The sequence below is a fragment of the Streptomyces sp. NPDC006283 genome, from assembly GCF_040613325.1.
Taxonomy (GTDB): Bacteria; Actinomycetota; Actinomycetes; order Streptomycetales; family Streptomycetaceae; genus Streptomyces.
This window is the reverse complement of record NZ_JBEXRZ010000056.1, coordinates 1-24,574: the sequence shown is the minus strand read 5'-3', so window position 1 is coordinate 24,574 and position 24,574 is coordinate 1. Positions and strand designations below refer to the sequence as shown.

Genomic DNA, 24,574 nt, shown 5'->3' with positions numbered 1-24,574 from the left:
GCGGTCCTCCCGGACCTCCCGGTCCTCCCTACGGCGCGAGCCGCTCGACCGCCCAGTCGTCCCCGTCCGTGCGGACGTACCGCAGCCGGTCGTGGAGGCGGTTCTCGTGGCCCTGCCAGAACTCGATCGCGTCGGGAACGACACGGATGCCGCCCCAGTGCGCGGGGGCGGGGACCTGCTCGCCCTCCGGGTAGCGGGCGGCCAGCTCCTCGTAGCGTCGCAGCAGACCGGCGCGGTCGTCGATCACCGCCGACTGGTCGCTTGCCCAGGCGCCGAGCTGGGAGCCGTGCGGGCGGGTGCGGAAGTACGCGACGGTCTCGTCACGCCCGACGCGCGACGCCCGGCCGGTGACGATGACCTGGCGCTCGAGGGGGTGCCAGGGGAAGAGCAGCGAGACGTACGGGTTGGCGTCGATCTCGCGGCCCTTGCGCGAGTCGTAGTTGGTGTAGAACACGAAGCCGCGGTCGTCGTACTGCTTCAGCAGCACGGTGCGCGAGGACGGCCGGCCGTCGGGCGTGGCCGTCGAGACGATCATCGCGTTGGGCTCGAGGAGCGCCGCGGCGGCTGCCTCGGCGAACCAGCGGGCGAACTGTTCCATGGGCGTGCCGGCCAGCCGGGTCTCGTCGAGCGGTGTCGAGCGGTACTGCTCGCGCATCACGGCCGGGTCGGGCACGACGAGCCTGGTCTCTGCCGGGTCGGGCAGGGGCAGGCCGGAGACGGTGACGTCCGGAACGGCGGGCTTGTCGGCGGCGGAGTCGTGGGCGGCGTGGTCGGTCACAACGCCATCCTGCCGCAGCGACCGAGTCTGCCCGGCACGGAGTGCCGTCAATCCTCCCGGGCCGAATTGGGGCAGTGTGCCGGATGTCACGCTTCCCCGCACCAGACGGACCCGCCAAAATCTTGGGTCGGGCCACTGTGGCCTCCATACAGCAGCAGATATCGTGCCTGCCTCCCGGCGAGCGGGTGACCACCGGCCGCACGGGGCATCACCGGGGTGACCGGCCCACGCGGTCGGCCGCCGCATGACGCACACATCTTGAGGAGCCGCCTGATGTCCGACTTCGTACCTGGTCTCGAGGGAGTCGTCGCGTTCGAGACGGAGATCGCCGAACCGGACAAGGAGGGCGGCTCGCTGCGCTACCGGGGCGTCGACATCGAGGACCTGGTCGGGCATGTCTCCTTCGGGAACGTGTGGGGCCTGCTCGTCGACGGCGCGTTCAACCCGGGCCTGCCGCCCGCGGAGCCGTTCCCGATCCCCGTGCACTCCGGTGACATCCGGGTCGACGTGCAGTCGGCGCTGGCGATGCTCGCCCCCGTCTGGGGCCTCAAGCCGCTCCTCGACATCGACGCGGCGCAGGCCCGTGACGACCTGGCGCGGGCGGCCGTGATGGCGCTCTCGTACGTGGCACAGAGTGCACGCGGCCAGGGCCTGCCGATGGTGCCGCAGAGCGAGATCGACAAGGCGGAGTCCATCGTCGAGCGGTTCATGATCCGCTGGCGCGGCGAGCCGGACCCCAAGCACGTCAAGGCCGTCGACGCGTACTGGACGTCGGCCGCCGAGCACGGCATGAACGCGTCGACGTTCACCGCCCGCGTCATCGCGTCCACCGGTGCCGACGTCGCCGCCGCGCTGTCCGGCGCGGTCGGTGCGATGTCCGGTCCGCTGCACGGTGGTGCGCCGTCCCGGGTCCTCGGCATGATCGAGGAGATCGAGCGCACCGGTGACGCGACGGCCTACGTGAAGCGCGCCCTGGACAACGGTGAGCGCCTGATGGGCTTCGGCCACCGCGTGTACCGCGCGGAGGACCCGCGCGCCCGTGTGCTGCGCCGTACGGCGAAGGAGCTGGACGCGCCGCGGTTCGAGGTCGCGGAGGCGCTGGAGAAGGCGGCGCTCGAGGAGCTGCACAACCGCCGCCCGGACCGGGTGCTGGCGACGAACGTCGAGTTCTGGGCCGCGATCATGCTGGACTTCGCGGAGGTCCCCGCGCACATGTTCACGTCGATGTTCACCTGTGCCCGTACGGCCGGCTGGTCGGCGCACATCCTGGAGCAGAAGCGCACGGGCCGCCTGGTGCGCCCGTCGGCCCGCTACGTGGGCCCGGGCACGCGCAACCCGCGTGAGATCGAGGGCTTCGAGGACATCGCGGGCTGACCGTCGCCCCGCTGCCGGGGTGCGCGCGCCGGACCGCGCACCCCTGAAGGCCGTTCGAAGGCCGTTTGAAGGCCGTTGGCGGATCGGTACGCAGCCGCGTGCCCGCCGCCGGTCCTCACTCGAGCGCCTCCTCCACCAGCGCCGCCCACTGCGCCACCACCCGCCGCCGCCGTGCCGCGTCGTCCGTGAGGAGGTTGGCGAGGCCCAGGCCGCGGGCCATGTCCAGCAGGCCCTGGACGGTCTCGCGCACCCCCGGGCGGGACTCGTCCGCGTTTAGCAGGCGGACCGCGATGCGATGGGTCTCGCGGCCTACCTTCGCCTCGAGTTCCGTGACCCTGGGGCGCAGCTGCTCCTCGTTGGAGGCCGCCACCCACAGGTGCAGCGCGGCCCGGAACAGCGGGCCCGTGTACAGGTCGACGAGGGCCGCGACGACCGCCGCACGGCCGCGCGACGGGAGTTCCCGCAGCGCCTGCGAGCGCTCCTCGGCGACGTACTCGACGGCCGCCGTGAACAGGTCCTCCCGGGTCGGGAAGTGGTGCTGTGCCGCCCCGCGGGAGACGCCGGCGCGCTCGGCGACCACCGAGACCGTCGAGCCCGCCCAGCCCACCTCGGCCAGGCACGCCACCGCGGCCTCCAGCAGCCGCTGCCGGGTGGCCCGGCTGCGGTCCTGCTTGGGGGCCTTGGCGGTCGGTGGCGTCACAACACCCATGCGGGGTCCCGTCGTTCGAGGAAGGCCGTCATCCCTTCGCGCGCCTCGGTCGATGCGAACAGCGTGGCCGAGCGCCGGACCAGGTCTTCCGCGTCCCGGTCGAAGGTTTCCAGCACCCTAGCCGCGACCAGCTGCTTTGCTGCCGCCAGCCCCTGCGGCGAAGCCCTGCGCAGCCCGTCGAGGAGCGGCGCGAGGGCTTCGTCCACATCGTCGGCGGCCAGCGTCAGCAGACCGCTGCGGACCGCGTCCGCCGCCTCGAAACGCTCGCCCGTGAGGTAGTAGCGCTCCGCCGCCCGCGGGTCCATGCGCGGCAGCAGCGGCAGCGAGATGACAGCGGGAGCGACCCCGATGCGCACCTCCGTGAACGCGAAGTCGGAGACAGCGCTCGCCACCGCCATGTCGCACGCACCGACCAGGCCGAGGCCGCCCGCCCGCACATGCCCGGCGACCCTCGCCACCACGGGCTTGGGCAGGGTCACGATCTGCCGCAGCAGCTCCACGAACGTGTACGGGCTGGGTGGCGTCTTCAGGTCGGCGCCCGCGCTGAACGTGGAGCCGGTGTGCGTGAGGACGACGGCCCGTACGGAGTCGTCCTCCGCGCACCCGCCCAGGGCCTCGGCCAGTTCGCCGACGAGCCGCGCGGAGAGGGCGTTGCGGTTCGCCGGGGAGTCCAGGGTCAGGGTGGTGATGCCGCGTTCGTGTGCGGTGGCGATGGTCACGTACTACTGCTCCTTCGAAGCGTTCTCCCGTTCCCGCAGCTCGCGCCGCAGGATCTTGCCCGACGCGGCGCGCGGGACACCGCCGATGAACTCGACCCGGCGGACCTTCTTGTACGGGGCGACGCGTTCGGCGACGAAGTCCACGACATTGTCCTCCGTCAGGCCCTCGGCGCCGGGCTGCCGTACGACATATGCCTTGGGGATCTCGTTGCCGTCCCCGTCGTACACCCCGATCACCGCCGCGTCCGCGATCGACTCGTGCGTGAGCAGCAGCGCCTCCAGCTCGGCGGGGGCGACCTGGAAGCCCTTGTACTTGATGAGCTCCTTGACCCGGTCGACGACGAACAGCCAGCCGTCGTCGTCGACACGGCCGATGTCGCCGGTGTGCACCCAGCCGTCGGTGTCGATCATCGCGGCGGTGGCTTCGGGCCGGCCCAGATAGCCCTTCATCACCTGCGGGCCGCGAATGACGATCTCACCCTCCTCGCCGACGCCCATTTCCCTGCCGGAGCCGTCGAGGTCGAGGATGCGCATCTCGGTGCTCGGCAGCAGCAGGCCGACGGCGCCGGGCGGAGGGTCCTGCGCGGCGAGCGGCACGACGTGGGTGCCGGGTGACAGCTCCGTCATGCCGTACGCCTGGCGCACCGGCGGCAGGCCGAGCCGCTTCGAGCACGCCTCGCCGAGCCGGGCGTCCAGCGGGGCGGCGGCGCTGACGATGTACTCCAGCGACGACAGGTCGTACTTCGCGACCGCGGGGTGCTTGGCGAGCGCGAGGACGATCGGCGGGGCGACGTACAGGCCGTTGATGCGGTGTTCCTGGATGGCGGCCAGGAACGTGTCGAGGTCGAAGCGGGGCAGTACGACAACGGTCGCGCCGTGCCGCAGCGGCGCGTTCATCAGGGCGGTCAAGCCGTATATGTGAAAGAAGGGCAGCACGGCGAGGATCCGGTCGCCCGGCCCCATCGGGACGAACGGCGCCAGCTGCTCCAGGTTGGTGGCGATGGAGCGGTGCGTGAGCATGACGCCCTTGGGCACGCCGGTCGTGCCCGACGAGTACGGCAGGGCCGCGATGTCCTCGGACGGGTCGATGGCGACCTCGGGCTCCGGCGCGTTCGAGCCGAGCATGTCGAGCACGCTGACGTGCCCGTCCGCCCGGTCGCAGACGAAGATCTCCTCGATCCCGGCGGCCAGTTCGGCTGCCCTGCGCGCCACCTCCAGCAGCGGGGACACGGTGACGATCCAGCGGGCGGACGAGTCGCGGAGCTGCTTGGCGAACTCGTCCGCCGTGGACAGCGGATGGACGGTGGTGACGGACGCGCCGGCCCGGGTGGCCCCGTAGAAGACGGCCGGGTAGGCGACGGTGTTGGGGCTGTGCAGGGCCAGTACGTCCCCCTTGCGCAGACCCGCCTCGGCGAGCGCGGCGGCGATCCGCCGGTGAAACAGATCGAGCTGGTGGTACGTGACGGTGGTGCCGTTCACCCCGTCGACAAGGGCAACGGTGTCGCCGAACTCGGCGGCGCGTGCGAGCACGGTCTCGTGGATGGGTTCGACGACGGCCGGGACATCTGCGTAGCTGCTGCGGAACACCATGACGGCCCCCTCGGCGTTGGGTTGGACGGCCAGGATGTCGTCTGTCAGTACGACTTGGGGAGACCCAGGGACTGATGGGACACGTAGTTCAGGATCATCTCCCGGCTGACCGGCGCGATCCGGGCGACCCGGGCTGCCGTGACGAGCCGCCCGAGGCCGTACTCTCGGGTGAGGCCGTTGCCGCCGAGGGTGTGCACGGCCTGGTCGACGGCCTTCACGCACGCCTCCCCGGCCGCGTATTTGGCCATGTTGGCGGCCTCGCCGGCGCCGACGTCGTCGCCCGCGTCGTACAGGGCGGCGGCCTTCTGCATCATCAGCCTGGCCAGCTCCAGCTCGATGTGCGCCTCGGCGAGGGGGTGCGCGATCGCCTGGTGCGCGCCGATCGGGGCCTTCCACACCTGGCGGGACTTCGCGTACTCCACGGCCCGGCCGAGCGCGTAGCGGCCCATCCCGATGGCGAACGCGGCGGTCATGATGCGCTCGGGGTTGAGCCCGGCGAACAGCTGGAGCAGGCCGGCGTCCTCTCCCCCACAGTTTTCGGCGTGGGAGGTACCCCCACCGACGAGCGCGTCGGCGGGCAGCCGTACGTCGTCGAGGACCAGCTCGAACTGCTTCTCCTGGGCCTGGAGTTCCATGTCGATCTGTGAGCGGCCGAAGCCTTCGGCGTCCCGGGGGACGATGAACAGGCACGGCTTGAGGCTGCCCGTCCTCGCGTCTTCGGTGCGGCCGACGATCAGCGTCGCGTCGGCGATGTCGACACCGGACACGAAGACCTTGCGGCCGGTCAGTACCCAGCCGTCGCCGTCGCGGCGGGCGGTGGTCGTGATGCGGTGGGAGTTCGAGCCCGCGTCGGGCTCGGTGATCCCGAACGCCATGGTGAGGCTGCCGTCGGCGAGACCGGGCAGCCAGGTGCGCTTCTGCTCGTCGGTGCCGAAGCGGGCGATGACGGTGGCGCAGATGGCCGGCGAGACGATCATCATGAGGAGCGGACAGCCTGCCGCGCCGGACTCCTCGAGGACGATGGACAGCTCGCTGATGCCGCCGCCTCCGCCTCCGTACTCCTCGGGGAGGTTCACCCCGAGGTAGCCCAGCTTGCCGGCCTCGGCCCACAGGGCGGCACGGTCGAAGCCGGGGCCGTGCCGGCGTCCGAGGGCGGCGACGGCGTCCCGCAGGTCCTTGTGGTCCTGGCTCTCGATGGCGTTCATGACGCTGGGGCCTCCTGTGCTTCGTTGACGACTTCGTTGACGACGGCGAGCAGGGCGCCGACCTCGACCTGACGGCCGGGGACGGCGTGGAGTGCGGTGAGCGTGCCGGAGGCGGGAGAGACGATGCGGTGCTCCATCTTCATGGCCTCCAGCCAGACCAGTGGCTGTCCTTGGGTGACACGGGCGCCCTCGACGACCCCGTCCCCGACCCGGACGACGGTCCCGGGCATGGGCGCGAGCAGCGATCCCGGCTCGGCGCGGTCCTGGGGGTCGGTGAACCGGGGGCGCGGGGTGAGGGCGTGGGCGCCGGCGGGCGAGTCGACGTGGACGGTGTCGCCGTGGACGCCGACGTCGTAGTTCCTGACGACCCCGTCGACCTCGAGCGCGACGCGGTGCGCGGTCGCCCGCACGACCCGCACCCCGGGTCGGTCCACCACCTCGAACCCTCCGTCGCGCAGGGGCCGGTAGCGGATCTCGTGGTCGCCGTACGCCTTGACCTGGTCCGTGGACGGCAGGTTGCGCCAGGCGCCGCCGAACCGGCCGCTGCGGCCGGCGGCGTCGGCGATCGCCGCGGCGACGGCGGCGTGCTCCTCGCCGGGGGCGGGGGCGGTGAGCTCGTCCAGGTTCCGTTCGTAGAACCCGGTGTCCAGCCGGCCGCCGACGAAGTCGGGGTGCTCCAACGACGCGACCAGCAGGTCCCGGTTGGTGACGGGCCCGTGCACCCGCGCCCGCCGCAGGCTGTACGCCAGTCTCCGGATCGCCTCGGCCCGTGTGGGCGCCCAGGCGATGATCTTGGCGAGCATGGGGTCGTAGTGCACCCCGATGACGTCCCCGGCGGCGTACCCGGCGTCGACCCGCACGGCCGGCGGGACGCCCGGCACATCCAGCGCGTGCAGCACCCCCGCCTGTGGCGTCCAGCCCGCGGACGGGTCCTCGGCGTACAGGCGGGCCTCCACCGCATGGCCCCGCTCCTGCGGCGGGGACGGGGGCAGCGCCTCGCCCTGTGCGATCGAGAGCTGAAGGGCCACGAGGTCGAGGCCGAACACGGCCTCCGTCACCGGGTGTTCCACCTGGAGGCGGGTGTTCATCTCCAGGAAGTGCGCCCGGCCGTCCTCGGCGACGAGGAACTCGACCGTGCCCGCGCCCCGGTAGTCCACCGCACGTGCCGCCCCCACCGCCAGCGTGTGCAGCGTGTCCACGAGCTCCGGGCCGAGGCCGGGCGCAGGGGACTCCTCGACGACCTTCTGGTGGCGGCGCTGCAGCGAGCAGTCCCGTGTGCCGAGCGCCCACACCGTGCCGTGCGCGTCCGCGAGGATCTGGACCTCGACGTGGCGGCCGGCCTCGATGTACGGCTCGACGAAGACCTCCCCGTCACCGAAGGCCGATGCCGCCTCCGATCGGGCCGCCTCGAGTTCCCCGGCGAGCTCGACGAGGCTGCGGACGACCCGCATCCCCCGACCGCCGCCGCCCGCCGCCGCCTTCACCAGTACCGGCAGGTCGGACTCGGTGAGCGACCCGGGGTCCAGGGTTGCCAGACCCATGAGTTCCTTCGCCCGGGTCTTGGACGCCATGGCCTCGATCGCTTCTGCGGACGGCCCGATCCACACCAGCCCCGCGTCCGTGACCGCCTGCGCGAACTCCGCGTTCTCGGAGAGGAATCCGTACCCGGGGTGCACCGCGTCCGCGCCCGCCGCCAGCGCCGCCTTCACGATCAGCTCACCGCGCAGGTACGTCTCCGCGGGCGTCGCGCCCGGCAGCCGTACCGCCGCGTCCGCCTCCCGTACGTGCAGCGCGCCGGCGTCCGGGTCCGAGTGGACGGCGACCGTCGCGATACCCAGCTCACGGCAGGTGCGGAAGACACGGCACGCGATCTCGCCCCGGTTGGCGACAAGGACAGAGGAAATCACAACAGGCCCTCACATTCGGAAGACGCCGAAGCCGCCGCGTGCGCCCTCGACCGGTGCCGTGTGGATGGCGGACAGGCACAGGCCGAGCACCGTCCGGGTGTCGCGGGGGTCGATGACCCCGTCGTCGTAGAGCCGCCCGGACAGGAACATCGGCAGCGACTCCGCCTCGATCTGCTGCTCGACCATGGCGCGCAGCCCGGCGTCCGCCTCGTCGTCGTACTGCTGCCCCTTCGCCGCCGCGGAGGCACGCGCGACGATCGACAGGACTCCCGCCAGCTGCTGCGGGCCCATGACCGCCGATTTGGCGGTCGGCCAGGCGAAGAGGAACCTCGGGTCGTAGGCCCGCCCGCACATGCCGTAGTGCCCGGCGCCGTACGACGCGCCCATCAGCACCGACAGATGCGGGACGCGGCTGTTCGACACAGCGTTGATCATCATCGCCCCGTGCTTGATGATGCCGCCCTGCTCGTACTCCTTGCCGACCATGTAGCCGGTGGTGTTGTGCAGGAACAGCAGGGGCACGTCGCGCTGGTTGGCGAGCTGGATGAACTGCGCCGCCTTCTGGGACTCGGCGGAGAACAGCACGCCCTGGGCGTTGGCCAGCACACCGACCGGGTAGCCGTGCAGCCGTGCCCAGCCGGTCACCAGACTCGGCCCGTACAGCGGCTTGAACTCGTCGAAGTCGCTGCCGTCGACGATCCGCGCCACCACCTCCCGCGGGTCGAACGGTGTCTTCAGGTCTTCGGGGACGATCCCGAGCAGTTCGTCGGCCGCGTACTTGGGCGGCTCCGCCGGCCCTGGATCCGGGTGCGCCTTGCGCCAGTTGAGGCGGGCGACGATCCGGCGGGCCTGGCGCAGCGCGTCCGGCTCGTCGAGCGCGAAGTGGTCCGCGAGACCGGACGTGCGGGCATGCATCTCCGCGCCGCCGAGCGACTCGTCGTCGCTCTCCTCCCCCGTCGCCATCTTCACCAGCGGCGGACCGCCGAGGAAGACCTTCGACTGCTCCTTGATCATGACGGTGTGGTCGGACATGCCGGGCACATACGCCCCGCCGGCCGTGGAGTTGCCGAAGACGACCGCGATCGTGGGGATGCCGGCTGCCGACAGGCGGGTGATGTCACGGAACAGCGCCCCGCCGGGGATGAAGATCTCCTTCTGGGACGGCAGATCCGCGCCGCCGGACTCGACCAGCGCGATGCACGGCAACCGGTTGGCGTAGGCGATCTCGTTGGCGCGCAGGGCCTTCTTCAGGGTCCACGGGTTGGACGCCCCGCCACGCACCGTCGGGTCGTTGGCGGTGATCAGGCACTCGACGCCCTCGACGACGCCGATGCCCGTGACGATCGACGCGCCGACTGTGTACTCGGGGGACGCACTGCCCCAGGCCGCGAGCGGGGACAGCTCCAGGAACGGCGTGTCCGGATCGAGCAGCAGCTCGATGCGTTCGCGGGCGAGCAGTTTGCCGCGCTTCCTGTGCCGGGCCACGTACTTCTCGCCGCCGCCGGCCAGCGCCTTGGCGTGCTCGGCGTCCAGCTCGGCGAGCCTGCCGAGCATCGAGGCGCGGTGGGCGGCGTATTCGGCGCTCGTCACATCGACGGCCGAGCCGAGAACGGTCAAAGCAATGCCTCCGGGATGTCGACGTGCCGGGCGCGGAGCCATTCGCCCAGCGCCTTGCCCTGCGGGTCGAAACGGGCCTGTGCGGCGACTCCTTCGCCGAGGATCCCGGCGACGGTGAAGTTGAGGGCGCGCAGGTTGGGCAGTACATGCCGTACGACGGGCAGTTCGGCGGCCTCGGGCAGCAGCTCGCACAGCCGCTGAGAGGTCAGTTCGTGGGCGAGCCAGCGCCAGGCGTCGTCGGTGCGGGCCCACACGCCGATGTTGGCGTCGCCGCCCTTGTCGCCGCTGCGGGCGCCGGCGACGAGCCCGAGCGGCGCGCGTCGGACCGGGCCGTCCGGCAGGGGATCGGGCAGCGCGCCCGGCTCCGCGTCCTCGAGGGCGCGGGTCCGCTTCGGCGGCGCGAGGGCGACGCGTTCGCCGCCGGGCAGGACGGCGGTGTGCGGGACTTCGGCCGCGTCGGCGTACGCGGCCTCGAACACTCCGTACGGCGCGCCCTTGCCGGGTGGGGCGGTCACATGGAAGCCGGGGTAGCTGCCGAGCGCCAGCTCGATGGCGGCGCTGCTGACGGTACGCCCGACACGTTCGGCGTCCGGGTCGCGGACCACAAGCCGCAGATGGGCGGCGGCCCGCTCCTCGGTGTCGGCGTCAGGAGTGTCCGTACGGGACAGTTCCCAGCGCACCTGGGCGGGGCGCTGCTCGCCGAGTGCGTCCTCCAACTGGGCCCGCACCAGAGCTGCCTTGGCCTCGATGTCGAGTCCGGTCAGCACGAAGACGACCTCGTTGCGCCAGCCGCCGAGCCTGCACAGGCCGACCTTGACGGTGGGCGGCGGGGCCTCGCCGCGCACCCCGGAGATCCGCACGCGGTCGGGCCCGTCCGCCTCGAGCCGGACGGTGTCGAGGCGGGCGGTCACGTCCGGGCCCGCGTACCGGGCGCCGCCCGTCTCGTACAGCAGTTGCGCGGTGACGGTGCCGACGTCGACGACGCCGCCGGTGCCGTCGTGCTTGGTGATGACCGAGCTGCCGTCGGCGTGGATCTCGGCGACGGGGAAGCCGGGGCGGCGGAGGTCGTGGCCGGTGAAGAACGCGTAGTTGCCGCCGGTGGCCTGGGTGCCGCACTCGAGCACATGCCCGGCGACGACGGCGCCCGCGAGCTTGTCGTACTCCTCCTCCCCCCAGCCGAAACGGGCGACGGCGGGACCGGTGACGAGGGCGGCGTCGGCGACCCGGCCGGTGACGACGACGTGGGCGCCGGCTTGCAGGCATGCGGCGACACCGGCGCCGCCGAGGTAGGCGTTGGCGGTCAGCGCACCCGGGTAGCGGGCGGTGAGGTCGTCGCCCTCGACGTGTGCGACGTTCACCGGGACACCGAGGCGGCCTGCCAGTGTCCGGACGGCTTCGGCGAGACCCGCGGGGTTGAGGCCGCCGGCGTTGGCGACGATGCGGACGTCCTTCTCGCGGGCGAGGCCGAGGGTCTCCTCGAGCTGCCGCAGGAATGTCTTGGCGTAGCCGAGTCGCTGGTCCCTCATCCGGTCGCGGCCGAGGATGAGCATCGTGAGCTCGGCGAGATAGTCCCCGGTGAGCACGTCCAGCGGCCCGCCGGTGAGCATCTCGCGCAGAGCGTCGAACCGGTCGCCGTAGAACCCGGAGGCGTTGCCGACCCGCAGCACGTCCGCGCCCGCGGCTCGACCGGGCCCGGCCGCGTCGGCTCCGGGCCCCGGCCTGGAGCCCGCCCCGGCCCAGGCTGCCCGGCCGGTCACGGCCGACCGCCTTCGGGCGCTGCTGCCGGGCCCGGCTGCGCACCGGCCCCCGGAACCGCGCCCGGCGCGCGCCCCTTGCCGGGCGGGCCGGCGAAGGCCTGCGCGATGTCCAGCCAGCGGTCGGCGTCCTCGCCCTCGGCCCGCAGGGCCAGGTCGTCGCGGTGGGCGCGCTGGGTCACGAGCAGGCAGAAGTCGAGGGCGGGGCCGGTCACGCGCTGTCCCGCTTCCTCGGGCCCGTAGGTCCACAACTCACCTCCCAGCCCTTCCAGTTCCACCCGGAACGGCTCGGCCGGCGGGGTCAGGCCGTGCACCCCGAAGGCGAAGTCGCGCGTCCGCACCCCGATCCGCGCGACCTGCGCGAGGCGGGCCGTCTGCGGCCGTACGACTCCGAGAGCGTCGGCGACGTCCTGGCCGTGCGCCCACGTTTCCATCAGCCGCGCGGTCGCCATCGACGCGGCGCTCATCGGCGGCCCGTACCAGGGGAAGCGGGCCCCGGCGGGGGCCGAGCGGAGGGCCTGCTGGAGGGCTTCGCGACCGGCGCGCCAGCGGGCGAGCAGTTCGGCGGGCGGCAGCGCGGCGCCGGCCGCCGCGCCGTCGTCGACGAAGGAGTCGGGTGCCGCGAGCGCCTTGTCCACCTCCGCGGCGAAGCCCGCCGCGTCGGTGACGGCCACGAGTGCGGCGGAGTCGGTCCAGGCGAGGTGGGCGATCTGATGGGCGACGGTCCAGCCCGCGGCGGGGGTCCTCGCCGCCCATTCGCCGGGACCGAGTTCCCCGACCAGCCGGTCGAGTTCATCACTTTCGCTGCGCAAGTCGTCGAGCACGACGGCCGGATCGGACACGGAACGCTCCCCTGTGGGCACGACGGTCTGTGGCTCGGAGCATGGCAGCGGCCAGAGAAACAAGCAAGCATGCTTGCTTTGATTTTCCCCGGGCCTTTGCAGCGATTCACTCTCTCCGCAGGTCAAACCGGTTGTCGCCGCAGAATTGATTCTCTTTGCACCGCAAGGGTGGTTCGACCATTCGGCCATTGCAGGCAATGCCACCACCCCCTCTACGTTGAGGGCCGACCACCCCTCCCGCCCGACCGGGATCGCCCGCGTCCGACCGGTCAACACGTCGATCCAACGCGTTGCAGTGGATCACTCTCTGTGTTCATATGTCACTGCCAGTTACAGACGGCCCTTTCCGCTGACATATGCAGCCCCGTCACGGGGCCGTCCTGCCATGCGCGCAGGCCGACAGCCACAGCCCACGAGGAGTCCCATGTCACGACCACGACTGTCCAGGCTGTTCTCCGCCTGTGCCGTCATCTCCGCCCTCACCGCCGTCCCCCTCGCGGCCGCCCTGCCCGCCACCGCTCACGGCGGGTCGCCCGAGCCCCGTTCCGTCTCCAAGGACGCCGGGCCCGTCCTCGGCGGCCAGGCCACCGGGGGCAAGGCGGGTGAGGCCGCCGTCGACGAGGCGGAGGCCGCCGTGCTCGGCCAAGAACACGCCGAGCGGCACGCCCAGGCCCGTATGCGGGCGCAGGACGCCGGCGACTACCCGCAGCCGATGCGGACAGGGCGGCTCGAGTCACTCACCGCGTCGCAGCGGAAGCACAACGCCGCCTTCGACGCCCGGGAGTACGGCACTTTCAAGGAGTACTTCCCATCGCCCGACTTCGGTGTGCACGTGGCACAACTGCCCACCGGCAAGGTGCTGCTGTTCTCGTTCGAGAGGACCGAGACCAACCCCACCAAGGAGACCGCCCCCACCCAGATCATCGGCAGGGAGAACGCAGGCCGGGCGTATCTGTGGGACCCGCAGAAGGGCTCCGGCGCAGCCGCGTTCAAGAAGGTCACGCCGCCCACCATCTCGATGCCGGACGGCAAGAACGAGCCGCGGCCCGCGCCGTTCTTCTGCGCCGGTCACGCCTTCCTGCCCAATGGGATGCTCGGCGTCTTCGGCGGCAACCTCGGCGGGAACCACGGCGCCGGCGCCAAGCTCTCCCTCGTCTTCGACCCGTGGACCGAATCGTGGTCGATCAACGAGGAGATGTCCGTCGGACGCTGGTACCCGAGCGCCGTCACCGGCGCCGACGGGCGGATCCTCATCATGTCCGGCCAGTCGGAGCTCGGCTGGGCGACGCCGACCCCGATCGTGGAGCGCTTCCCGGCTCTGGACCGCGAGGTCCCGACCTCCCGGAGCGACGTCCCCGAGAGCGTGCCGGTGGACGTCTTCAAGGCGGAGGCGCCGTACAAGCACGACTATCCGCACCTGTTCTCGCTGCGCGACGGCAAGATCTACGGGCTCGGCCGCGACCACGACCAGCAGTGGCTGTTCGACCCGGGCACCGAGACCCGCACCAGCCTGCCCGACAGGCCCGACAAGTTCATGCGCAACTACGGCTCCGCCGTGCCGCTGCCGGCCGGCTTCCGGGGCCCCGACTCCGTCCTCGTCCTCGGCGGCAACCGTGACGACCCGGACACATACCAGTTCGTCGGCGGCCAGTGGAAGACGAAGGAGCCACGGGCCTTCGGACGCACGCAGGACGACACGCTGCTCCTGCCCGACGGCACCCTGTTCACCGTCAACGGCGCCCACGACATCCGCGACTACGGCAACGGGCTCTACAACCCAAACGCCGACCTGAAGTACCGGCAGACCGAGATGCGCGACACCGAAGGCAACTGGAAGCTCGGCCCGGCGCAGCGGCTGCCGCGCGGCTACCACTCCAACGCCGTTGTGCTCCCCGACGGCCGGATCATGGTCACCGGTGACGAGGCCCAGCAGATCGCCAACGACCCCGACATCCGCGACGACATGGACGGCTCCATCGAGATCTACGAGCCGGCATACCTGCACAACGGCGACCGGCCCGACCTGACCTCCGTGCCCCGCCGCACGGTCGACTACGACTCCCGCTTCACGGTGCTCACCTCGGACGCCGCGGACATCAAGCGCGCCGTCCTGCTTGCCCCCACGACGGCCACCCACTCGGTGAACTTCAGCCAGCGCCACCTCGACGTCCGCATCAAGAGCCGGGGCGACGGCTCCCTCGAACTGCAGGCGCCGCCGTCCGCCAAGGCCGCCCCGCCGGGCTACTACATGCTCTTCCTCCTCAACGAGGACGGCGTACCCAGCATTGCCAAGTTCCTCTCCTTCGGCCCGCCGAGCGCCAGTTGACCCCGAGCCCGACCCGAACGACACACCGACAAGAACGGAGGCCGAGTCCCCGATGACGGACCTGGCACTGCGGCAGAGCACGGAGATCCAAGGCGACGTGCTCGCCGGCTTCAAGAAGGACCACGTACAGCTGCTGTTTCTCAAATTCGACGACGCGACGCGGGCCCGGACCTGGCTTCGGCGGCTGAAGCCGCGTATCGCCACGACCAAGCAGGTCGCGGCGTTCAACGAGGCATTCAGCAAGGCCCGCCGCAACTCCGGCGGCGACGACCCGCGGGCTCTGAGCGCGCTGTGGCGCACCGTCAGCTTCACCCACGGGGGCCTGCGGACGCTGACCGGCACGGACCCCTTCCCCGACACCAGGGAAGGCACGACGCAGCACGCGTTCAAGGAGGGTTCCGCCCTGCGGGCCGGAAAGCTCGGTGACACCGGGGACAACTCCCCGGAGAACTGGCTCTTCGGCGACAGCGTGGCCCAGCCCGTCCACGCGGTGCTGACCATCGCCGCCGACAAGGTGGAGGATCTGCGGGCGGCCCTCGCCGAGGAGCGCCAGGAAGCCGCCACCCACAAGGTGGTGATCGTCTTCGAGCAGGACGGCCAGACCCTGCCGGGAGACCGGGCCGGCAAGGAGCACTTCGGCTTCAAGGACGGCATCAGCGAACCCGCCGTGGAGGGCTTCGACGAGCCCGACCCGGAGCGGCCCGAGTGGAAGAAGGGCAGCCCGGGTACCCGGATCATCCCGGCCGGCGAGTTCGTCATCGGCGAGCAAACCGTCAGCGGCAAGCCGTCCGACCTGCCGGAGTGGGCCAGGAACGGCTCCTTCCACGTGGTGCGGCGGCTCGGCCAGGACGTCCCGGGCTGGTGGGCCCAGATCGGCGCGCGCCTGAAGGAACTGAAGACCAAGAAGGTGGTGCCGCCGGAGGCCACCACCGAGTGGCTGGCTGCCCGTATGGTCGGCCGCTGGCGCTCGGGCACGCCGGTGGCCAAGTGCCCGCACGCCGACATGCCCTCCGATCCGGCGGCGGCGAACGACAACGAAATCAGCTTCGCGAACGACCCGCAGGGTGAGATCACCCCGCTGTTCTCCCATCTCCGCAAGACCAACCCCCGCGACGGCCTCGTCTTCCGGGAGGGCGAGCAGCCCGTTCCGGAGAAGGGCGACCTGGACGGCCGGCGCATCATGCGCCGGGGCATCCCGTACGGCCGGCCCTTCGATCCGGCGGGCTCGGCGGGCCACGGACCCGACGCCGCCCGCGGCCTGGTGTTCGTCAGCTACCAGTCCGACCTCGTCAGGCAGTTCGAGTTCATCCAGAAAGACTGGGTCAACACGGTCGACTTCCCGCTGCGCAAGCCGTCCGTCGGCAAGGATCCGATGATCGGGGAGGGGACCGACGTCTCCTTCATGGGCCAGAAGGTTCGCTTCGAGCAGTTCGTACGGACCGAGGGGGCGGTGTACGCGTTCACGCCGTCGCTGTCGACCCTGGACCGGCTGGCCGACGGCAAGCTGTCCGACGACGCCCAGAAGATCAAGGTCCGCGTCACGGAGACCGGCAACCACGACGTCCTTGCCGTCTCCACGTTCGACCTCGGGGACGAGGTCGACGCGGGCAAGGCGAAGCTGGTCCTCCAGGACGACGGCCGGCTCGTGGTCTTCGACGAGAACGAGGACCCCCGCTGGGCGTCGAACAACCCGCCCACGCCCGGTGCCCGTGCCGTCTTCCAGGAGGACGGCAACCTCGTCATCTACACCCCGGACAACCGGCCGGTGTGGGCCACGACGACCGATGGGCACCCGGGCGCGATTCTCTCGGTCCAGGCCGACGGGAACGTCGTGATCTACACCGGAAGCGGCGGCGACCCGATCTGGCACACCAAGACCCGGCACTGACCGGCGCCGAGTCTCGACCCCGGCCGGCCCGCCGTCCGCCGCGGCGGGCCGGTCCCTACGCCTGACCCGGGGACTTCCCCGGCTTCCCCGCCGCCTGCGTCCGCACCGCACCCATGCTCGCCGCGACGACCAGCAGGATGGCCAGCCCCTCCGTCGGCGACAGCGCCTGGGACAGCACGAGGAACCCGGCCATGGCCGCGATCGCCGGCTCCAGGCTCATCAGGACCGCGAACGTCGCCGCCGGCAGTCTGCGCAGCGCCAGCAGTTCCAGGGTGTACGGCAGGACCGACGACATCAGCGCCACCGCGAGACCCAGCCCGAGCGTCGACGGCACCAGCAGCCGGGAGCCCGCTTCGACGAGACCGAAGGGCAGGCTCAGCAGTGCGCCGAAGCCCATCGCCAGCGCCAGCCCGTCCGCCTGCGGGAAGCGCCGGCCGGTGCGGGCGCTGAAGACGATGTACGCCGCCCACATGCCGCCCGCGGCCAGGGCGAACGCGGCGCCCACCGGGTCGAGCCGGTCGAAGCCGCCTCCGCCGAGCAGGACCACGCCGCCCAGTGCGAGCGCCGCCCACAGCAGGTTCACCAGTCTCCGCGAGGCGATCACCGACAGGGCGAGCGGGCCCAGCACCTCCAGCGTGACCGCCGCACCCAGCGGGATCCGGTCCGCGGCCTGGTAGAAGAGCATGTTCATTCCGCCCATCGCGGCGCCGAAGGTGACGACGGTCGCCCAGTCGGCGCGGGAGTGCCCCCGCAGCCGCGGCCGGCAGACCACGAGCAGGACCGCAGCGGCGAGTACCAGCCGCAGTGTGACGACGCCCAGCGCGCCGGCCCGCGGCATCAGCAGCACGGCGACGGCCGCTCCGAACTGCACCGACAGGCCGCCCGCGACGACGAGCGCGACCGGGCCGAGCGAACGGCTCGCGCCCGACGCCGACGGGGCCGTGCCCGCGGCCGCCCGCGTCGCCGCGCCCGCCGTCTCCGGCAGCACGACCGTCGCACCGGCCTGCGCGCCGGCGCCCGTGTTCGCGGACTGCGCGTCCTTCACTCGTGCCTCCCGTATGCGTGCACCTCGTCCCGTCTCCCCACGCTACGGACCGGGGCGTCGTGCGTGAAATGCGATTCTCGCTGCGGTTATGCTCCACACGTATGAGCATCGAGCTGCGTCATCTCCGCTGCTTCCTCGCCGTCGCGGAGGAGTCGAACGTGACCAGGGCCGCGGCCCGGCTCGGCCTCACCCAGCCCAGCGTCTCCCGCACGCTCGCCGCGCTCGAGGAACACGTGGGTGTCCGGCTGGTGGACCGCTCCACACACCACCTCGTCCTCACGGCGGAGGGCCGGGCCTTCCGGGACAAGGCCGCCGTCGCCGTCGCCGCCTTCGACGAGGCGCTCGACGTCGGGGGTCTGCCGCACCGGCCGCTGCGGCTCGGCCACGCCTGGTCGGCGCTCGGCCCGTACACCACGCCGCTGCTGCGCCGCTGGGAACGCGAGCACCCCGACACCCCGCTCGAGCTGCTGAGGATCGACGACCGTACGGCGGGCCTCTCGCGCGGCGAGGTCGACGCCGCCGTCCTGCGCGGCCCGGTCGGCACACCGGGACTCGCGACCGAGCTGCTGTTCACGGAGCCCCGCGTCGCGGCCGTGCCGTCGGACGGTCCGCTCGCGGCACTGGCCTCGCTGACCCTGGCGGACCTGGCCGCCTGGCCGGTCGTCCTCAACACCGTCTCCGGGCTGACGACGCTCGATCTGTGGCCCGCGGACGCCCGGCCCACGGCGACGATCACGGTCGCCAACACCGACGACTGGCTCACCGCGATCGCCGCGGGCCGCGGCGTGGGCTCGTCGGTGGCCTCCACCGCCCAGATGCACGCACACCGGGGTGTGGCCTATCGGCCGTTGTCCGACGCCCCGAGCGCGCCCGTGTTCCTGGCCTGGCGCAGCACGCGACCGCATCCTGCCGTCCGTCAACTGGTGGCCCTGGCCCGCGCGGTGGCCCGCAAACGCTGACACGCCGCCCCGCGGCAGGGGCCGCCACGAGCGCGGCGACGCGACACCGGGCCGCCCGGTCGGACCCGTGATAGGCAGGGCGTATGAAGCGTGACGAACTGCTGTGGTTCCTCCGCAGGTACAGGCTCGCCGTCCAGGCGTCGGTGGCGCCGGACGGAGCTCCGCAGGCGGCTGTCGTCGGGTACGCCGTCAGCGACGACCTGGAGATCGTCTTCGACACCGTCGCGACGACACGCAAGAGCCTCAACCTGCGGACGAACCCGCGCATAGCGCTCGTCGTCGGCTGGGACGACGCCGTCACGGCCCAGCTCGAGGGCACCGCCGACTTTCCCACCGGGGACGATCTCGAACGCCTGCGGGAGTGCTACTTCCGCGTGTATCCGGACGGCCGTGACCGGCAGAGCTGGCCCGGGATCACCTACGTACGGGTGCGGCCGTCATGGGTGCGCTACAGCGACTTCACCCAGGACCCGCCGCATGTCGTCGAGGTCCCCGTCGCGCAGCTCGGCTGAGCCGCAGGGACCCTGCGGCCCTCACAGCACCTGCCGGCGGCCTGCCAGGATTTTCCGGCCGAGGCGGACGCCCCGGACCGCCAGGATCAGCATCAGGACCGCCGTCACACAGCCCGCCGCGCCGAGCGCGCCGAGCGACCCGCCGCGCAGCAGCGAGACGGCGAAGGATCCGATGCCCCTGGACGTGGCCTCGTCCCCCGGGTCCACCGCAATCGCGGCCACCAGCAGCTGCCCCACCAGGGCCGATACGAGCAGGACGGCAGCGGCCCGCGCCAGCAGACCCACGATGTCGGCCCGCCCGACGCTCCCCCGCATGACGACCGCCCTTTCGTTGCGTGGCCGGCGACCCATCCTGCCCGATCCCTCGGCTCACCTCGCGGCCAGGCCCTCCGCCAGTACCTCCGCCAGGTGCCTTGCCCGACGGCCGGCGAGCTGGTCGAGCTGGGTACGGCAGGAGAAGCCGTCCGCCAGCAGCTCCGTGTCCGCCGCGGCGGACCGTACGGCGGGCAGCAGTTGGTCCTCCGCGCACGCCACCGACAACGCGTAGTGGCCCCGCTCGAAACCGAAGTTGCCCGCGAGGCCGCAGCATCCGCCGCTCAACTCACCGTTCAGACCTGCCTTCTCCCGCAGTCGCTGTTCGGCCCCGTCACCGAGGACCGCGTGCTGGTGGCAGTGGGTCTGACCCGCCACCGGGCGGCCGATGTGCGGCGGCGTCCATTCGGGGGCGCACTCCTCCAGCACCTGGGCGAAGGTCCGCACCGTCGCCGCGAGCCGGGCCGAGCGCGGGTCGTCGTCCAGCAGCTCGGGCAGGTCGGTCTTCAGGGCCGCCGCGCAGCTCGGTTCCAGTACGACGACCGGCACGCCCAGCTCCAGCAGCGGCTCCATGACGTCGAGCGTGTGCCGCATGACCTTCCGCGCCCGGTCGAGCTGGCCCGTCGACACATAGGTGAGCCCGCAGCACACCCGCCCGGGCGGCAGCACGATCCCGATGTCCGCCGCCTCCATGACCCGTACTGCCGCCCTGCCGACCGGGGGCGAGAGGTGGTCGGTGAAGGTGTCCGGCCACAGCACGGCCGTACGGCCTTCCCGCAGCACTTCCGCACGCTCGCCCATGTGCCCGCGCAGCCAGCCGCGGAACGTCTGCGGCGCGAGCCGGGGCAGGTCCCGCTCCGGCGCGATGCCGCCGATCCGCTTGGCGAGAGCCGCCAGCGGCCGTACCCGGCCCAGCGCGTTGACCGCGGGCGCGAACGGCGCGGCGGCACGCAGCCACTGCGGCAGGCGGCCCATGGCGTAGTGGGCGGCCGGCCGGCGACGGCCCGCATAGTGGTGGTGCAGGAACTCGGCCTTGTAGGTGGCCATGTCGACGCCCACGGGGCAGTCGCTGCGGCAGCCCTTGCAGGACAGGCACAGGTCGAGCGCGTCCCGCACCTCGGTGGAGCGCCAGCCGCCGGTGACGACCTCGCCCGCGAGCATCTCGTGCAGCAGCCGCGCCCTGCCGCGGGTGGAGTGCTGCTCCTCGCCGGTCGCCCGGTACGAGGGGCACATCACGCCGCCGCCCGCCGCGGCCTGCGTCGTACGGCACTTGGCGACGCCCACGCAGCGGCGCACCGCGCCGGCGAAGTCGCCGCCGTCGTGCGGGTAGCCGAAGACGACGTCGACGGGCCGGTCGGGCAGCACGGCGAAGCGCAGGTCCACGTCCAGCGGGCGGGGGCGCACCAGCATGCCGGGGTTCATGCCGCCCGCCGGGTCCCACACGTCCTTGAACCGGCCGAAGAGTCCGACCAGTTCGTCGCCGTACATCTTCGGCAGCAGCTCGGCGCGTGCCTGTCCGTCGCCGTGCTCGCCGGACAGCGAGCCGCCGTGCGCGACGACGAGGTCGGCGACCTGCTCCGAGAACGCACGGAAGCGCCGGACGCCGGCCTCGGTCAGCAGGTCGAAGTCGATGCGGACGTGGATGCACCCGTCACCGAAGTGGCCGTAGGGGGTGCCGCGCAGTCCGTGTTCGGCGAGCAGGGCGCGGAATTCGCGCAGATAGGCGCCGAGCCGGGCGGGCGGTACGGCGCAGTCCTCCCAGCCGGGCCAGGCCTCGCCGCCGTCGGGCATCCGGGTCGCGGTGCCGGACGCGTCCTCCCGCACCCGCCACAGGACGCGCATGGCGGCCGGGTCGTCGACGACCGTGCCGTCGAGCGCGTCGGCCGCCCGTACGATCCGCTCCGCGCGGTCCCTCGCTTCGGCGGGCGTGGCGCCGCCCGTCTCCACGAACAGCCACGCCCCGCCGCGCGGCAGGCCGTGCCCCGGGGGCACGAGGTCCTCCGCCATGCCTTCGACGGTCAGCGGGCCGTGGGTCAGCAGGCCGGCGGCGGCCTCGGCGGCTGCGCTCTCGTCGGTGTAGCCGAGGACGGCCAGTGCCCGGGCGGCCGGGGCGTCCACAAGGCGCACGGTCGCTTCGGTGAGCACGGCGAGGGTGCCTTCGCTGCCGCAGAACGCGCGGGCGAGGTCGAAGCCGTTCTCGGGCAGCAGGGCGTCGAGGGCGTAGCCGGAGATGCGGCGGGGCAGGCCGGCGGGGAAGCCGGTGCGCAGGAGGGCGAGGCTGCCGTCGACGAGTTCGGTCAGGCCGGGCGGGGCGCTGCCGGGCTGCCGCCCCCGGGCGAGGTGGTGACGTGTCCCGGAATACGTGACGACCGACAGGTCCCTGACGTTGTCGGCCGTCGTCCCCCAGGCCACCGAATGCGCGCCGCACGAGTTGTTGCCGATCATCCCGCCGAGCGTGCAGCGGCTGTGCGTCGACGGGTCGGGCCCGAAGACCAGGCCGTGCGGCCGTACGGCGCGCTGCAGCCGGTCCAGGACGACGCCCGGCTGCACCAGCGCGGTCCCGGCGTCCGGGTCGACGCCGAGGATCCTGTTCATGTGGCGGGTGAAGTCGAGGACGACGCCGGTGCCGGTGGCCTGTCCGGCGATGGAGGTGCCGCCGCCGCGCGGCACGACGGGCACGCCGTGCCGCCGGCAGATCTCGAGGGCGGCGGCGACGTCGTCGGCGTCGCGGGGCGCGACGACACCCACCGGGACCCGCCGGTAGTTGGAGGCGTCCATGGTCGTCAGGGCCCGGGCGGCTGCGGAGAAGTCGACTTCGCCGCCGACTGCCGCATTGAGCGCGCGGGCCAGTTCGCTCGTATCCCTGGTGTGTTCAACCATGTGATCCAGAATGACCCCTGGGGCCGCTGTCGCACCCGCAGGAAATGTGCCACTTGCACTCGTTGTGCGCACCCGAACATGAGGAGTGCCACAGGACTGGCCCAAGTGATCGTCAACTCTCCTATAGTGACGACCACTTCGCCAGGAAGCAGCGGCTCCAGTTGCGCCCCCCGTCACCCCCGGAAGGCACCACTCGATGACCGGCAACTCCGAGAAACGATGACCGGCACGACCACCCGGGCGGTCCCCGGAGACGTGGGCGCGGACACCGGCACCCGTCGCGACGCCCGTCACGGCGCACTTCCCGACGACCGTCCCGGCGCGCTGAAGATCGCGGTCGTCGGCGGTTTCGGCGCCGGCCGGTCGACGATGGTGCGGTCCGTCAGCGAGATCCGGTCGCTGCACACGGAGGAGGCGATGACCGGGTCCGAGGGCTCGGGACGGGTCCCCGCCAAGACGGCGACGACCGTCGCCCTCGACTTCGGCCGCATCACGATCGACGAGGAGCGGGTGCTGTATCTGTTCGGCACACCCGGACAGGAACGTTTCCGTTTTCTCTGGGACCGGCTCCTCGCGGGCACCACCGGCGCGGTCGTCCTCGTCGACACGCGCGCCGTGGCCGACGCCCGTTTCGCGATCGAGCGCCTCGGGCAGCTCGGCACGCCGTTCATCGTCGCCGTCAACGACTTCGGCGGACCGTTCCGCTCGGAGGAGGAGATCCGCAAGGACCTCGCTCTCGCGTCCATGGTGCCGATGGTCGAGTTCGACGCCCGGGACCATTCGTCAAGCAAGTTCGTCCTGATCGCCCTGGTGGAGCATCTGCACTCGCTCGGCCTCGCACAGGGCACCTGACCTCCAGGTCAGCGGCGGTGGAGCCGTCTCAGCCGCCGGACCGCGCACCCGCCCGGCGGCCGGACCGGTATACGCTCCGGGACGTGGCTGATATCCAGATTCCCGCTGACATCAAGCCCGCCGACGGCCGTTTCGGCGCGGGCCCCTCCAAGGTGCGTACGGAGGCGCTGGACGCCCTGGCCGCCACCGGCACCTCTCTCCTCGGTACGTCCCACCGCCAGGCCCCGGTCAAGAACCTGGTCGGCGCGGTGCGCGACGGTGTGCGCGAGCTCTTCTCGCTCCCCGACGGCTACGAGGTGATCCTTGGCAACGGCGGATCCACCGCCTTCTGGGACATCGCGACGCACGGACTGATCGACAACAAGTCCCAGCACCTGTCGTTCGGCGAGTTCTCCTCCAAGTTCGCCAAGGCCGCCAAGCTGGCGCCGTGGCTGGCAGAGCCCACCGTGATCTCCTCCGACCCCGGCACCCACCCGGACCCCGAGGCGGAGGAGGGCGTCGACGTCTACGCCTTCACCCACAACGAGACCTCCACCGGCGTCGCCGCCCCGATCCAGCGGGTGGCCGGCGCGGACGAGGGTGCGCTGGTCCTGGTGGACGCCACCTCCGGCGCGGGCGGTCTGCCGGTCGACATCGCGCAGAGCGACGTCTACTACTTCGCCCCGCAGAAGTCCTTCGCCTCCGACGGCGGCCTGTGGATCGGTGTCTTCTCCCCGGCCGCGCTCGAGCGCGCCGCCCGCATCCACGGTTCGGGCCGGCACGTTCCCGAGTTCTTCTCGCTGCCGACGGCGATCGACAACTCGCTGAAGAACCAGACGTACAACACCCCGGCGCTGTCCACGCTCTTCCTGCTGAACGAGCAGCTGAAGTGGATCAACGGCCAGGGTGGCCTGGACTGGTCGGTCCGCCGCACCGCCACCTCCTCGCGCACGCTGTACGGCTGGGCGGAGGCGTCCAAGTACGCGACCCCGTTCGTCGTCGACCCGGCGAAGCGTTCGCAGGTCATCGGCACGATCGACTTCGCCGACGAGATCGACGCGTCCGCGGTCGCCAAGGCGCTGCGCGCGAACGGCATCGTCGACACGGAGCCGTACCGCAAGCTGGGGCGCAACCAGCTGCGGGTGGCGATGTTCCCGGCGATCGACCCGGCGGACGTCGAGGCGCTGACGGCCTGCATCGACTACGTGATCGAGAAGCTGTAGCGGCAGCCTGTTCGTGGCAGTGGGGCGGAGAACAGCGTGGCGTTCTCCACCAGTTCTGCCAGCAGGTGGATCACGTCGGCGACCGCGTGGCCGCGCAGCGTGC

The 24,574-nt window shown here is 72.1% G+C and carries 19 protein-coding genes; 7 read left to right on the top strand and 12 right to left on the bottom strand.

The window, feature by feature from the left end; genetic code table 11:
• Positions 1 to 28: 28 nt before the first annotated feature.
• On the bottom strand, positions 29 to 655 hold the full coding sequence (gene pdxH / locus ABZ070_RS14660; protein ID WP_356633643.1) for a pyridoxamine 5'-phosphate oxidase: 627 nt from the start codon (positions 653 to 655) through the stop codon (positions 29 to 31).
• Between the two features lie 396 nt (positions 656 to 1,051).
• On the opposite strand from pdxH, the gene ABZ070_RS14655 reads away from it, so the two are divergent.
• Positions 1,052 to 2,152: a citrate synthase 2 gene (locus tag ABZ070_RS14655; RefSeq protein WP_356633617.1), complete on the top strand. Its 1,101-nt coding sequence runs from the start codon at positions 1,052 to 1,054 to the stop codon at positions 2,150 to 2,152.
• A 115-nt stretch (positions 2,153 to 2,267) separates the two neighbouring features.
• On the opposite strand, the gene ABZ070_RS14650 is transcribed toward ABZ070_RS14655, so the two are convergent.
• The 8 genes from ABZ070_RS14650 to ABZ070_RS14615 form a co-directional block, all read right to left on the bottom strand.
• Positions 2,268 to 2,861 carry a TetR/AcrR family transcriptional regulator gene (locus ABZ070_RS14650; protein ID WP_356633615.1) on the bottom strand — a complete coding sequence of 198 codons (594 nt, stop codon included), beginning with the start codon at positions 2,859 to 2,861 and terminating at the stop codon, positions 2,268 to 2,270.
• A complete protein-coding gene (locus tag ABZ070_RS14645; RefSeq protein WP_356633613.1) occupies positions 2,849 to 3,580 on the bottom strand; it encodes an enoyl-CoA hydratase family protein in 732 nt (243 codons plus the stop codon). The genes ABZ070_RS14650 and ABZ070_RS14645 overlap by 13 nt, the downstream gene beginning before the upstream one ends.
• A 3-nt stretch (positions 3,581 to 3,583) precedes the next feature.
• Positions 3,584 to 5,170, bottom strand: a complete 1,587-nt coding sequence (locus ABZ070_RS14640) for a 4-coumarate--CoA ligase family protein (protein ID WP_356633611.1) — start codon at positions 5,168 to 5,170, stop codon at positions 3,584 to 3,586.
• A 44-nt stretch (positions 5,171 to 5,214) separates the two neighbouring features.
• Positions 5,215 to 6,375: an acyl-CoA dehydrogenase family protein gene (locus tag ABZ070_RS14635; RefSeq protein ID WP_356633609.1), complete on the bottom strand. Its 1,161-nt coding sequence runs from the start codon at positions 6,373 to 6,375 to the stop codon at positions 5,215 to 5,217.
• Entirely contained in the window at positions 6,372 to 8,282 is a 1,911-nt protein-coding gene (locus tag ABZ070_RS14630; RefSeq protein WP_356633607.1) for a biotin carboxylase N-terminal domain-containing protein, read from the bottom strand. The genes ABZ070_RS14635 and ABZ070_RS14630 overlap by 4 nt, the downstream gene beginning before the upstream one ends.
• 9 nt (positions 8,283 to 8,291) lie before the next feature.
• Positions 8,292 to 9,899, bottom strand: coding sequence for a carboxyl transferase domain-containing protein (locus ABZ070_RS14625; RefSeq protein ID WP_356633605.1), 1,608 nt, complete (start codon positions 9,897 to 9,899; stop codon positions 8,292 to 8,294).
• Complete coding sequence (locus ABZ070_RS14620) at positions 9,896 to 11,566, bottom strand: acyclic terpene utilization AtuA family protein (RefSeq protein WP_356633641.1); 1,671 nt, start codon at positions 11,564 to 11,566, stop codon at positions 9,896 to 9,898. The genes ABZ070_RS14625 and ABZ070_RS14620 overlap by 4 nt, the downstream gene beginning before the upstream one ends.
• Positions 11,567 to 11,652: 86 nt before the next feature.
• Positions 11,653 to 12,495 (bottom strand): TIGR03084 family metal-binding protein, encoded by an 843-nt coding sequence (locus tag ABZ070_RS14615; protein WP_356633603.1) that lies wholly within the window; start codon positions 12,493 to 12,495, stop codon positions 11,653 to 11,655.
• A gap of 424 nt (positions 12,496 to 12,919) precedes the next feature.
• On the opposite strand from ABZ070_RS14615, the gene ABZ070_RS14610 reads away from it, so the two are divergent.
• A complete protein-coding gene (locus ABZ070_RS14610; protein ID WP_356633601.1) occupies positions 12,920 to 14,821 on the top strand; it encodes a galactose oxidase-like domain-containing protein in 1,902 nt (633 codons plus the stop codon).
• A gap of 52 nt (positions 14,822 to 14,873) precedes the next feature.
• Positions 14,874 to 16,709, top strand: coding sequence for a Dyp-type peroxidase (locus ABZ070_RS14605; protein WP_356633599.1), 1,836 nt, complete (start codon positions 14,874 to 14,876; stop codon positions 16,707 to 16,709).
• 55 nt (positions 16,710 to 16,764) lie between these two features.
• Here ABZ070_RS14605 and ABZ070_RS14600 read toward each other — a convergent pair whose 3' ends face one another.
• On the bottom strand, positions 16,765 to 17,694 hold the full coding sequence (locus ABZ070_RS14600) for an EamA family transporter (RefSeq protein WP_356633639.1): 930 nt from the start codon (positions 17,692 to 17,694) through the stop codon (positions 16,765 to 16,767).
• Positions 17,695 to 17,855: 161 nt separating this feature from the next.
• On the opposite strand from ABZ070_RS14600, the gene ABZ070_RS14595 reads away from it, so the two are divergent.
• Entirely contained in the window at positions 17,856 to 18,713 is an 858-nt protein-coding gene (locus ABZ070_RS14595) for a LysR family transcriptional regulator (RefSeq protein WP_356633597.1), read from the top strand.
• An 83-nt stretch (positions 18,714 to 18,796) separates the two neighbouring features.
• Entirely contained in the window at positions 18,797 to 19,225 is a 429-nt protein-coding gene (locus ABZ070_RS14590; protein ID WP_356633595.1) for a pyridoxamine 5'-phosphate oxidase family protein, read from the top strand.
• A gap of 21 nt (positions 19,226 to 19,246) precedes the next feature.
• Here the strand turns inward: ABZ070_RS14590 and ABZ070_RS14585 are convergent, their stop codons facing one another.
• Both ABZ070_RS14585 and ABZ070_RS14580 read right to left on the bottom strand, forming a co-directional pair.
• Complete coding sequence (locus ABZ070_RS14585) at positions 19,247 to 19,540, bottom strand: hypothetical protein (protein WP_356633593.1); 294 nt, start codon at positions 19,538 to 19,540, stop codon at positions 19,247 to 19,249.
• Positions 19,541 to 19,594: 54 nt separating this feature from the next.
• Positions 19,595 to 22,417, bottom strand: a complete 2,823-nt coding sequence (locus tag ABZ070_RS14580) for an FAD-binding and (Fe-S)-binding domain-containing protein (RefSeq protein WP_356633591.1) — start codon at positions 22,415 to 22,417, stop codon at positions 19,595 to 19,597.
• A gap of 219 nt (positions 22,418 to 22,636) precedes the next feature.
• Here ABZ070_RS14580 and ABZ070_RS14575 point away from each other — a divergent pair, with 219 nt between their 5' ends.
• Positions 22,637 to 23,269 carry an ATP/GTP-binding protein gene (locus tag ABZ070_RS14575; RefSeq protein ID WP_356633589.1) on the top strand — a complete coding sequence of 211 codons (633 nt, stop codon included), beginning with the start codon at positions 22,637 to 22,639 and terminating at the stop codon, positions 23,267 to 23,269.
• 83 nt (positions 23,270 to 23,352) lie between these two features.
• Complete coding sequence (serC, locus tag ABZ070_RS14570; protein ID WP_356633587.1) at positions 23,353 to 24,471, top strand: phosphoserine transaminase; 1,119 nt, start codon at positions 23,353 to 23,355, stop codon at positions 24,469 to 24,471.
• The last annotated feature ends 103 nt before the right edge of the window (positions 24,472 to 24,574 follow it).